Source organism: Pseudomonas sp. WS 5010 (assembly GCF_012985565.1).
Lineage (GTDB): Bacteria > Pseudomonadota > Gammaproteobacteria > Pseudomonadales > Pseudomonadaceae > Aquipseudomonas.
In genome coordinates this window covers 1-12,415 of record NZ_JAAQWQ010000020.1, presented here as the reverse complement: position 1 = coordinate 12,415, position 12,415 = coordinate 1, and the positions used below count along the sequence as shown (strand labels likewise).

General features: G+C 63.9%; 6 protein-coding genes. All 6 read right to left on the bottom strand.

The features are described from left to right. Positions 1 to 557: 557 nt before the first annotated feature. A complete protein-coding gene (locus HBO11_RS28250) occupies positions 558 to 1,049 on the bottom strand; it encodes an OmpA family protein (RefSeq protein WP_169955142.1) in 492 nt (163 codons plus the stop codon). Between the two features lie 4 nt (positions 1,050 to 1,053). After that, on the bottom strand, positions 1,054 to 2,322 hold the full coding sequence (locus HBO11_RS28245) for a diguanylate cyclase (RefSeq protein WP_169955143.1): 1,269 nt from the start codon (positions 2,320 to 2,322) through the stop codon (positions 1,054 to 1,056). Then, entirely contained in the window at positions 2,319 to 2,891 is a 573-nt protein-coding gene (locus tag HBO11_RS28240) for a YfiR family protein (RefSeq protein WP_169955144.1), read from the bottom strand. Before HBO11_RS28240 ends, HBO11_RS28245 begins: the two co-directional genes overlap by 4 nt. Before the next feature lie 138 nt (positions 2,892 to 3,029). Beyond that, on the bottom strand, positions 3,030 to 5,075 hold the full coding sequence (gene recD, locus HBO11_RS28235) for an exodeoxyribonuclease V subunit alpha (RefSeq protein WP_169955145.1): 2,046 nt from the start codon (positions 5,073 to 5,075) through the stop codon (positions 3,030 to 3,032). Beyond that, complete coding sequence (recB, locus tag HBO11_RS28230; RefSeq protein WP_169955146.1) at positions 5,072 to 8,752, bottom strand: exodeoxyribonuclease V subunit beta; 3,681 nt, start codon at positions 8,750 to 8,752, stop codon at positions 5,072 to 5,074. The genes recD and recB overlap by 4 nt, the downstream gene beginning before the upstream one ends. Further along, positions 8,749 to 12,198 carry an exodeoxyribonuclease V subunit gamma gene (gene recC / locus HBO11_RS28225; RefSeq protein WP_169955147.1) on the bottom strand — a complete coding sequence of 1,150 codons (3,450 nt, stop codon included), beginning with the start codon at positions 12,196 to 12,198 and terminating at the stop codon, positions 8,749 to 8,751. The genes recB and recC overlap by 4 nt, the downstream gene beginning before the upstream one ends. Between the last annotated feature and the right edge of the window lie 217 nt (positions 12,199 to 12,415).

The window sequence follows — 12,415 nt, the reverse complement described above, 5'->3', positions numbered from 1 at the left end:
GGCGTCGGGCGCAGAATTTTGGGGCGCCACAAAAAACTGTAGGAGCTGGCTTGCCAGCGATAGCGCTGGGTCAGTCAATACATACCCGGCTGAACCACCGCCTTCGCGAGCAAGCCCGCTCCCACAGTTGAGTGGCGTCGGGCGCAGAATTTTGGGGCGCCACAAAAAACTGTAGGAGCTGGCTTGCCAGCGATAGCGCTGGGTCAGTCAATACATACCCGGCTGAACCACCGCCTTCGCGAGCAAGCCCGCTCCCACAGGTGAGTAGCGGCGGGCGCAGAATTTTGGGGCGACACAAAAAACTGTAGGAGCTGGCTTGCCAGCGATAGCGCTGGGTCAGTCAATACATACCCGACTGAACCACCGCCTTCGCGAGCAAGCCCGCTCCCACAGTTGAATGGCGTCGGGCGCAGAATTTTGGGGCGACACAAAAAACTGTAGGAGCTGGCTTGCCAGCGATAGCGGTGGGTCAATCGCTACATACCCGGCTGAACCACCGCCTTCGCGGGCAAGCCCGCTCCCACAGTTTGGTTGCACAGTTAGGCCGAGCTGTCGGCTCAGTCGGCGATCACTACAATCGATACCCGGCGGTTCTCGGTACGGCCCGCGGCAGTGCTGTTTGAGGCCACCGGCTCGCTGCTGCCCAGGCCACGCAGTTGCACGTTTTCCTCCTTCATACCCACATCCACCAGGACCTTGCCCACGCTTTTCGCCCGGCGCAGGGACAGTTGCTGGTTGTAGGCTTCCTTGCCCGAAGCGTCGGTGTGCCCGTCTACGCGTACGCGTTCGATGCCCACGCCGGTGAGGGCCTTGCCGATGCGTTCGACGATCTCGGTGCTGGGTTTGTTGAGCTTTTCGACGTCGCTGCCAAACAGCACTTTGCCCGACAGGCCAAACGCCCAGCCTTCGTCGGTCAGCTCGAAGCCTTGTTGCTTGAGCACCGCCACTTGCGCCGGTGTCAGGCCCTTGGGCGGGGCGGTCTGGCAGCCGCTCAGCGCCAGCAGCGCGATAAACAAGGTGATAAAGAGAACACGTGTGTTAGCAAACAAGGGATCAACTCCTGTGTTGAACGTTGGCAGCGGGGTGCTCCGACTCCGCCGTGTGCTGGCCGCCCTGGGAAAGGCGTTTGGCCTGGTACATCGCCGCATCGGCGGCATTGAGCAGGGCGCCGGGAGTGGCGCCATGATCGGGATAAACCGCGATACCGATACTGAGTGAGGTCAACACTTCGGTGTTGCCCGGCAGCGGGATGGGCTGGTCCATGCTGGCGATGATTTTGTCGGCGATGCGCTGGGCATCTTCAAGCTTGTGCAGGGGCGAGAGCAGGATGGCGAACTCATCGCCGCCCAGGCGCGCCACCAGGTCGCTCTCGCGCAGTTGCGCCCGTACGCGCGCGGCGACAGCCACCAGTACCGCGTCACCGGCGGCATGCCCGAAGTTGTCGTTGATGTCTTTGAAGCGGTCGCTGTCGAGGAACAGCACCGCCACCCGTTCGTTGAGCTTGGCCGCACTGCGCAAGGCCCGGATCAGGCGGCCCTCGAAGAAGGCGCGGTTGGGCAGCCCGGTCAGGCTGTCATGGCTGGCCTGGTGGGCGAGGGTTTCGTTTTCACTTTGCAGGTGGGTTTGCCAGGCTTCAAGCTCGTCGAGCAGGGCATTGAAGTCATTGCCCAGGCTGTCGAGTTCGGCGATCTGTGCCGGCGGCACGCGGCGGTCGAAGGCCCGCTCGCTGCGCGCGGCGTGGGCGACGTCGGCCAGGCTGTGCAATGGGCCGGTGATGCCACGCAGCATGCGCCGCGCCAGGTAAATCGCGACCCAGCCACTCAAGGCGGTGCAGATAATGATCCCCGCCAGGCCGCTGAGCAAAAAGCGCAACAGGCTACCGCCGTGACCGCTCAACTCAACGGTGCCAATCTGCTTGCCTTGGTGCAGGATCGGCTGGCTGATGGCCTCTTCCAGCAACGTATGGGCCAGCTCCAGCTCGACCCTGGACAACATCCCGGTCTCCGGGCGCACCCAATGGGCCAGGGTTTTGCCATTAAGGTCCAGCACCCGGGCTTCGGCCACCTCTTCCGTGGAGGCAATCAACGCCAGGGCTTCGGTGGCCGCCACGCGGTCGTTGAACACCACCGCGGCTTCCACCGTGTAATTGATCGAGCGGGCGATCAGGTGCAGGTTGTGGTCGGCATATACCCGCAGGGCCAGCACGCCCAGCAGGGTCAGGGACACGCTGGCCATGGCGACCGCCAACAGCGCCACACTCAGGTGCCCGCGACCTAAGACCGAACGTAAAGTGGGGCGGCTTGTGGCGTTACGCAGCCTCATGGCTCCGGCGCTCGCCGGCGGGACAATTGCAACACGCTGGGATGAATGCGCACGCCGCTGCGGGCCACGGAGTCGAGGTTGACCTCGAACGACACCTGCTCATCGCCCACCCGCAGGCAGAACAGACTGCCCACGGTGCATTGGTCGCCACCTTCGCTGATGCTCAGCACCGGGCGGCCGATCAAGGCGGTGAACAAGTGGCTGCGTTCTTCAGTGGAGAGCTTGCCGATATACAGCGCGTCGCAGGCGTTGACGATATTGGGGTTGTCCGCCAGCAGGCGCTGGACCACCACCGGCCGGCCTGTGGCCTGGGTTGTGCCTTTGACCAGGTCATCGGTGTATTGGGTCGGGCCCACGATGCACAAGCGCAGTTGGGTGGGTTCCACCGGCCAGCGGGCGTAGCTGAGAATCCCCAGTACCACCTGGGTGACGGCCTGGGCCCGCTGGTCGGCCGCACTGACAGTGGACGCCTGGGCAAAAGCCAGAGGCGTGACGAGGCACAGAACGGCCGATAGCAGCAATCGTCTCCAGCTCCAACTACGCTCTGCGGGCGAGACAGCCACGTTCATGCAGCGATTCTCTATGATCTTCTCGGGATGATGCCGCAACGATAGCATATTGGCGGAAACCCCATCGAGACGGGGCCTAGGTAGATCCCGCCATTTATTACGAAAAAACCGACATATCAGTCAGGTTTTTCCTACGCATCACACACCCAACTCCAACATCAGCCCGCTCAACCGTTTCACTTTGCGCCGCACCGTTTCCTCGAATACTGCGCCACGGGTCTCGATCAAGCTAAAGCGGTCCTTGGCACGGGTGATGCCGGTGTAAATCAGCTCCTTGGTCAGTACCGGGTTCAGCGCATCCGGCAGGATCAAGGCAGTGTGGGCGAACTCCGAGCCCTGGGACTTGTGCACGGTCATGGCATAGACGGTTTCCACATCATTGAGGCGGCTGGGCAGTACAAAGCGCACTCCACCCTGGCCGTCGTTGCGCGGGAAGGCCACACGCAGCACCTGCGGCCCGCCGTCGCTTTCGGGCAGCTTCAAGGCGATACCGATGTCACCGTTCATCAAGCCCAGGCCGTAGTCGTTGCGGGTCATCAGGACCGGGCGGCCTTCGTACCATTGCTGGTCGCTGTCGATCAGCCGGGCCTTGAGCAGCGCGGCGGTGATGCGTTGGTTGAGGCCTTCGACGCCCCAGGGGCCCTTGCGCACCGCGCAGAGCAATTGGAAGGCATCGAAGGCTTGCAACAACTGGCGTGCCCAGTCGGTCCAGCGCGGGTCGTCGCGGGGTGTCTGGGCTGGCGGGCGCGTGGTGCGCAGCAGGTTCAGGTAGTAGCGATAGCCCTGGGCATCACCGCCTTGCCCATCCAGCACCAGGCGCTCCAGGGCGCGATCATGCTCGCCCTTGAGGCGCAGGCAAGACAGGTCGTGGCTGCCGGCATCCAGCAGTAGCCGGGCCTGTTCGGGGTTTTGCTGGTTGACCCAACGCGCCAGTTGGCCGATGCCACTGCCTTCGCCGAAACGCCGGGAATAGCGCAGCATCACCACCTGTTGCGCCAGCGGATGGCTGGCATCGAGGTCTTCCTGCAAGCCGCTGCCCGCCAGGCTCTCGCCGCTGACACTTTCCAGCCATTGGCGAGTGCCGGGGCTGTACCAGCCCGCTTCGGCATCGCGGCACAAATCGCCGAGTACCGCGCCGGCCTCCACCGAGGCCAACTGGTCCTTGTCCCCCAGCAGTACCAGGCGCGCATGGGGTGGCAAGGCATCTAGCAGGTTGGCCATCATTTCCAGGTCGATCATCGAGGCTTCATCGACCACCAGCACATCCAGCGGCAACAAGTTGCCCGCGTGATGGCGAAAATGCCGAGTGCCGGGGCGGCTGCCCAACAACCGGTGCACGGTGGTGACCTCGGTGGGGATTTTTTCGCGCACGGCCTCTGGCACTTGCAGCGAGCGTACTTGCTGGCTGATGGACTCGGTCAAGCGCGCCGCCGCCTTGCCGGTAGGTGCCGCCAGGCGGATGCGCAGGGCCGTGCCCTGCTCCACCGCGGGCGCTTGCAGCAAGGCCAACAAACGCACCACGGTGGTGGTCTTGCCGGTGCCGGGGCCGCCGGTGACGATGCTGAACGCGCCACGCGTGGCCAGGGCACAGGCGAGTTTCTGCCAGTCGACCACGCCATCCGGTGGCGGCTGCTGGAACAGGCCATTCAAGCGCTGGGGCAGGTCCGCCGAGACCGCTTCCTGCGCGGCAAGACGCTGGCGCAGGGCGCTGTCGATGCGCCGCTCATAGGTCCAGTAACGCCGCAGGTACAGGCGCTTGCCCGACAACACCAAAGGCCGGCTCTGCGCCGCCACACTGCCATCCACGGCCAGCGCCACCAGCGGGCTTGCGGCCAGGGCCTGGCACCAATGGTCACCGTCCAGGCCATCGAGCAGTTGCGAGGGCAGCATCACGCCACTGGAAAGATCACCTTCAGGGGGCAACGACAGGGCGAAATCCGGGGCATTCAGGGTCTCGAACAAATCCAGGCACACATGACCGTGGCCCAGCTGGTGACTGGTCAGGGCGGCGGCCAGCAGCATCAGGGGGTCGGCCTGTGGGTCGAGCTCATGGAGGAAGCCGACGAACGCCTTGTCCAGCGCCCGCAGCCAGCCGCGCTCGACCCAGCGCTCCAGCAGGTGCATCAGGTCGTCAGCGCGATCCAGCGGTGCCAGTGCCTCCAGCGGCATTGTCGAGAGGCTCATAGCAGGACTCCTTGTTCCCAGGCCGGTTCGACCTTGGGCGGTTGCGGCTTGCCCTGGAACAGCAAGTCCAGGCGTTCGATCAGCTCCCGAGGCGGCCGGGTGAAGTACGCGCCCTGGCTCGCGGCTTGGCTACCGCGCAGGAACAGGTAGAGCGCGCCGCCCACATGCCGGTCGTAATCGTAATCGGGCAGCCGCGCCTTGAGCTGGCGATGCAGGGCCAGCAGGTAGAGGACGTATTGCAGGTCATAACGATGGTCGAGAATCGACTGTTCCATGGCCTCGCGGGTGTAGGCCGCGTCGTCGGCACCGAGCCAGTTGGATTTGTAGTCCGCCACGTAGTAGCGGCCGTCGTGCTCGAAGGTCAGGTCGATAAAGCCCTTGAACATGCCGTTGAGCAATACCGGCTCGGCGGCGACCCGCGACACGCCGTCATGGGTGTACTGGCAGACCAGTTGGTCGAGGGCAAGCACATCGACTTTGTGGCTGGCGAACCAGAACTCCATTTCGATCTGGTAGTGCTGCAGGTCGCTCAGGCTCATCGCTGCCTGCCCATGGCCCAGGCCCAGCGGCACTTGCAACAGGTGCCCGAGCCAGCCGCTGAGGGTGCCGATCCAGCCTTCCCAGCCGCGTCGGTTGCAGCGCCGGGCGACGGCATCTTCGATGGCTTCGCCGGTTACGTTGAAGCCTTCGTTGCCGGCCCACTCCAACAGGCCGTGGAGAAAGGTCCCGGGGTTGGGGCCCCGTGGGAAACGGTGAATATCCCCGCCAGACGCGGCGACTTCGCGCGGTGCATCCGGGTCCAGGCGTTCGTCGTCGAACAGCTTTTGGGCTTGTGGGCTTTCCGGGGCTTCCAGGCTGGCGGCGCTCATGCTTTCGCCGATGCGCAGGGCGCTGTAGGAAGCAATCCACCAGTTTTCCGCCGCCTTGCGCTTAGGCAGGAGCGGCGCGAGCAAGGTCGCGTCATTGCGCGGTGGCTGGTAAGTGTTGCTGTCGGCTTGGGGCATTTGCCCGTAGGCAATTGCCGCGCAGCCGTCCTGCACATCCATCAGCCAGCGGGCCAGGGCTGCGGACTCACCCAGGGGCGCGCCGCCACCCAGCAGATAGCCCAGGGCCGAGAGATGCAGCACCGAACTGTTGTGATTGCCGCGCTTGAGGTCGGCCACGCCGAGCCAACAGGCATGTTTGGCCCGGGTCAGCGCCACGTAGAACAGACGCAGGTCTTCGGCCAGGCGCTCGTCATCGGCCTGGGCGATCAGTTCGGCGGTGGGTTTGAGGCTGACCTGGGACTTGCCGTTGGCATCGTGGTAATGCAGCGGCAGGCGGCTGCCGTCGACCGGCTTGGCCGAGCAGATAAACGGCAGGAAAACCAGGTCGTATTCCAGGCCCTTGGACTTGTGGATGGTCACCACCTTGACCAGTTGCTCATCGCTTTCCAGGCGCAGGATCTGCTCTTCGCCGGCCTGGCCCGAGAGTGCCAGGTGCTCTGCAAGATGGCGGATCAGCGCTTGTTCGCCGTCCAGTTCTGCAGCGGCCTGTTGCAGCAATTCGCACAGGTGCAGCAGGTTGGTCAGCACCCGTTCGCCATCGCTGCGGGCGATCAGGGTTTGCGGCAACTTGAAGTCATGCAGCAGGCGCCGCAGCATCGGCAACACGCCCTGGGTGCGCCAGATCACGCGGTAGTCGCGGAACTGCATGACGCGCTGCTCCCAGGCCAGTTCGTCCTGGTTCAGTTGCTCCAGCTGGGGCAGCGACAAGTTAAGGGTGACGCAGGCCAGGGCCGCGCGTAGCGGGCGCTCGACATCCGGTTCGGCACAGGCCTTGAGCCAGGCGAGCAGGTCGTGGGCTTCCTGGGAGGCGAACACCGAATCCTTATCGGACAGGTACACACTGCGCACACCGCGCGCGGCCAGTTCGCCGCGTACGGCCTGGGCTTCCTTGCCGTCACGCACAAGGATGGCGATGTTCGACGGTTGCACGGGGGTAAAGTCCGTCCCCTTGATAAACCCCGCCGTGCCCTGCTGGCCACCATTGAGCAACGCGACAATCTGGCTGGCGCACGCGCCGGCCAGTTGCTGGCGATACAGCACATTGGAGATCGGCTGGTCAGTGGCCAGGTGCCAGATATTCAAGGCCGGCAGTGTATGGCCATCGACCTGCAACTGCTCTTTGCGGCCCTGGGACGAGACCGGTAGGAAAGGCACCGGGTTGTCGCCGTCGGGCGTACGAAACAGAAACGCCCCACGCCCGGTTTCCGCACGCTCGAACACATGGTTGACCGCCTCGACCATGGCATGGCTGGAGCGAAAGTTGGTGCCCAGGGTATGCAAGCGCCCGGCGGTGGCCTGGCGGGCGCGCAAGTAGGTGTAGATATCGGCGCCGCGAAACGCGTAGATCGCCTGCTTGGGGTCGCCGATCAGGAACAGGCCGCTGTGCGGGTTGTTGTCTTCGATGCGGTAGATGCTTTCGAAGATCCGGTACTGCACCGGGTCGGTGTCCTGGAATTCGTCGATCAGGGCCACCGGGAATTGCTCGCGGATCACACTGGCCAGGCGCTCGCCCCCCTCGGCTTGCAGGGCGGTGTCCAGGCGGATGAGCATGTCGTCAAAACCCATCTCGGCGCGCCGGCGCTTCTCTTCCTCAAAACGTTTACCGACCCAGGCGGCCGCGTGTTGCAGCACCGCCGCGTCGGGCGTGGGCAAGGCGTCGAGGCTGGCTTTGAGGCCCGCCATGGCATCCAGGCCGGGGTGATGGGGTGCATCGCCCTTCCAGGCTTCGGCCATGCCATCGGGGGTCAGGCGCGTGAAACCGGTGCCGATATCCAGTTGCTCCAGGGTTTCGTCGGCAGCCCAGACGCTGATTTTCTCGAACCAGGGCTCGAAATAACGGGCCTGCATCTTGCGCCCGTCCACCGCCTTGGCGGCGACGGCTTGCAGGCAGATTTCGCGCAACTCGGCGGCCCATTCCTGCCAAGGGGCCTTGAGCGCCACCAGGGCTTCGCGGCGTTCGTGCAGGCAGGTCTCGATCAGTTCGGCGGGCTCGCGCGGATCGTCAGCGGGGCGCTCGCTGCCAAACAGCGCACGTACTCGGGGCATCAGCGCCGCAGGGCCGCCCCAGTTGCTGCGGACCCAGTTCAGCGCATCGCCGTGCATCGGGTAGCAGAACAGGCGCCAGTAGTCGCGCAACACTTCGCCGAGCAAATCGCTGTGGTCGGTTTCCAGGGTCTGGGTAAACAGGCTGCCACTGTCGAACGCGTGTTCGCGCAGCATGCGCTGGCACCAACTGTGAATGGTCGAGACGGCGGCCTCGTCCATCCATTGCGCAGCGATATCCAGGCGGTTGGCGCAGCCAGGCCATTGCTCGGCGCTGTACTGAGCGCGCAGCTCGACGATCAAGGCGTCGGGCTGCTCGATTTCGTCACGAAAAAAGCGCGCCGCTTGGGCCAGGCGGGTGCGGATGCGTTCGCGCAGCTCTTTGGTGGCAGCATCGGTGAAGGTCACTACGAGGATCTGCGGCGGCAGCAATTCGCGACCAAAACCCGCCTCGTCGCCGCCGTGGCCCAGTACCAGGCGCAGGTACAGCGCGGAGATGGTGAAGGTCTTGCCGGTGCCGGCGCTGGCTTCGATCAGTTGGCTGCCACGCAGGGGGAAGGCCAGGGCCAGGGGTTTGATGGCACTCATGGACGGGCCTCCTCGCTGGTCAGTGATCGCCAGGGTGCGGTTATCAAGGGGCGATACAGGGTTTCAGCCCAGCCTTCGAAATCTTCGCTGGCGACCAGGGCCGCGTAGTCGGGGAACTGCCGGGTGAGGGCCGGGCTTTCACGGCGCTCGCCGTCGCTGGTGATGCCATCGCCTTCGTAGGCTTTAAGGGCGGCGGCCTGGGCTTTATCCGGATCAGTCTGGCCGAGCCAGGCAAACGCCGTCTTGACCGCGACCGGCAGCGGCTCACTCATGCCGGCCTGCCAGGCCAATAACAGATTACCGAGCACATCCTGGGCAAGGTTTTGCTCCAGGGGTGCCAGCAAGAGTGTGTCATCACTCGCCACCAACCCTGTGCTCAACGGCAAGCCGCAGGCACAGGCCACCAGGTGATTGACCCATGGGCGGATCAGGCGATGCCACTTGCGGGTCTTGATCGAGCCGATGCTGTTGGGGATGGTGGTCACGCTGAGCAAGCCGCCATCACTGCGCCGGTGCAAGCCGCTGATCCAGCCGTCGAGCGCAATCCCATGGTGCGCGAAGCTGACGGGCTCTGCGGTGTTGTGTGGCGTGGGCCAGAGAGCCAGGAGTTGCTGGTAGCGTTGCAGCAAGTCAGGCAAAGGTTCGATCAGTTCGTTGCGCAGGCACTCGCCGAAGCCGACCATGGGCAACAGGCCACTGCCTTGAAGACGTTGTGCCTGTGCCTCCAGGGCTTGCTCCAGATGATCCGGGTCGGTCAGCGCGGCGGCGAGCAGGCTGTCGCTCAAGGTGTAGCGCTGCAGGGCGTCGAGGACGAAGGGTTCTTCATCGGCCAGGGGCACTTCGGCAGCTTCGAAAAACACTTTCAGGCGCTGGCTAAAGAAATGCCTGACAGGGTTGCGCAAGAAGTCCTGCAACTGGCCCAGGCTCAAGGGCTCTTCCTGGATGTAGGCTGCCAGGCGCGCTGTTTCGCGGACTTCGTCCTGGGCTTCGTGCAGTAGCTGCCATTCGCGGGCGTAGCTGAACAGAGGGTCACCCTCGTGGAAGTAACGCGCACTGAAGGGTTGCAACGGATGCTCTTGGGTCATCGCCTCCAGCAGTGGTTGCTCCTGGGCGTGCTGCCAGCCGCTGGCGAGGTGATCGCGCAGTTGACCGATCAGCACGGACGCCGGGCGCTCGCTGTTATCGCGGATGCTGCGGCCGACCCAACTGATGTAGAGCTGGTCGCGTGCGGAAAGCAGGGCTTCGAGCAGCAGGTACCGGTCGTCTTCACGCCGGGAGCGGTCGCCGGGGCGGTAGTCGCTGCCCATCAGGTCGAAATCCAGCGGCGGTTGCGCACGCGGATAGTCGCCGTCGTTCATGCCCAGCAGGCACACCAGCTTGAAGGGGATGGCACGCATCGGCATCAGGGTGCAGAAATTCACGGCGCCGGCGAGAAAGCGCTGGGACAGGCGACCCTGGTCGAGGCCGGCAAGCCAGGCCTCACGGACGACAGTCAGCGGTAATTCATCGCACAGGCCGACGGACTCGCAGGTTTCCAGCCAGTCTTCCCGCAGTTGCTCGAGTTGGCCCAGTAGATAGTCGTCGTGTTCATTGCTGGCCAGGAAGAAGCGTTGCATCAGGTCTTGCAGGCGTGCACCCCAAGCGTGCGGGGTCGCGGGTTGTGACAGCGCTTGATGTGCAGCGTGCAATGCGTCAAGCAAGGCGACCAGTGGGCCGATCAGCGCCGCGTCGAGGCCGCCGATTTCGTCATAGGGCTCAATGCCATCGCAGGCAGCCCCACTGCCGACGGCGTAGCCCAGCAGCATACGGCGCAGACCAAAACGCCAGCTGTTCTGCTCCAGCGCACTGGGCAAGCCCAGGCCGGCGCGTTGTTCGGCATCGAGCCCCCAGCGGATGCCCGCGCCTTCGATCCACCGGTGCAGGGTGGGCAGGTCGCGCTCCTGGATCACGAAACGTTCGCGCAGGGCGGGGACGTCCAGCAAATCAAGGATTTCGCTGACCGGGAAACGGCTGTCCGGGAGTTTCAGCAGGTGCTCGACGGCGATCAACAGCGGGTCGCGGCCCCGTTGGCCCTGGTCCGTCAGGGTGAAGGGGATGAAGCGTGGGTCTTTCTTGTCCAACTGGCCGAACACCGCGCGTATATGCGGTGCATAGCTGTCAACGTCCGGGACCATGACGATAACGTCGCGGGGGCGCAACGTCGGGTCCGCGCTGAAGCGCTGGAGCAGTTGGTCGTGGAGGATTTCCACTTCGCGCTGGGCGCTGTGGGCGATGTGGAAGCGAATCGAAGTGTCATGCTGCAGATCAACGGCAGGCCAGCGCTCACGGGTTTCGGGGAGCGGGCGCAGTTCGAGGATATCGTCCTGTAACTGGTTGAGGATGGTGGTCGGTTCGCTGTCGCTGAACAGGTCGATGCGCCCGTCACGGAAGGCCGAACGGTAGCTGTTGGGGTCGTCGTAGCTGTCCAGCAGGTTGATGTAGTCGCGACCTTGCTTGCCCCAGGCGGCCAGCAAGGGGTGGGCATGCTGGTGCAAGGTTTGCGGGTCGATGGTGACGGGCATCCCGGTCTTGCGCGCCTGGCGTTTGTATTCGTTTCGCAGTAGGTCTTTGTCGGCAACGATGTCGGACCAATGGTGACGGCAAGGGTTGTGTACGCAGAGCAACACCTGGCTGAAACGGGCCAGGCCGGCCAATGCTTCAAGGGCCTGGGCTGGCAGGGAGGATATGCCAAACACGATGACTCGCGACGGTAGGCCTTGCGGGGCGGCATCCAGGTTGTTGATGCGTTCGATAAAACGCTGGTGGACCCCGGCACGGCTCTGCGCCATGCCTTGCTCGCCAACGTCCAGCAGCAACGCCCGCCATAACTCGGCCTGCCAGCAGTTGGCCGGGCTCAGGGGCTTGGCTTCGCCTCGGCCATTGCGCAGTTGGTGGCGACCAGCGGCCCAGTCTTCCAGCCAGTCCGCACGGTAGACCTGGTATTGGTCGAACAGGTCGGCCAGGCGTTCCGCCAGTTGGTAGCGTTTACGCAGGTCGGTGTCGTGGGTGAGGAAACGTTGCAGGGGCTCGAAGTGCGGCTGGTCGATCAACTCGGGCAACAGGCGCATAAGGCGCCAGGTCAGTGGGGCTTTATCCAGCAGGGATTTGACCGGGATTTCGTCACGGCCCAAAACCATGCGATAGAGCTGCCACATAAAGCTGCCGGGCAGTTGCACGTCGATTGCAGCGGCGATGCCGCAACCACCCATGTCGTCTTCTTCCGGGTCTTCGGCAAGAGCCAGCTTGAGCCATTGCGCGATTCCGTTGCTTTGTACCAGGGCGATTTCGTTTTCCAGGGGAGCCAGCGGATATCGACGCATCCAACTGACAACCAGGCTGCGCAGTTCATCCAGGCGATTGCCGTGGACGACCATGAATCCAGCGCTGAGGGACGTTGCATCCGGCATAACGGCTTCCTTGGGAAAAGCAAAATCGAGGGTGGGACTTTAGCATTGAAGGGCGTTATGGACAGAGTTGGACGACGTGCCAAATCGCCTCAGCGCCTTTTCGACCGCCCAAAACAAAACCCCAACTGCTTTCGCAATTGGGGTTTCGGAATTTAATCTTGACGATGACCTACTCTCACATGGGGAAACCCCACACTACCATCGGCGATGCATCGTT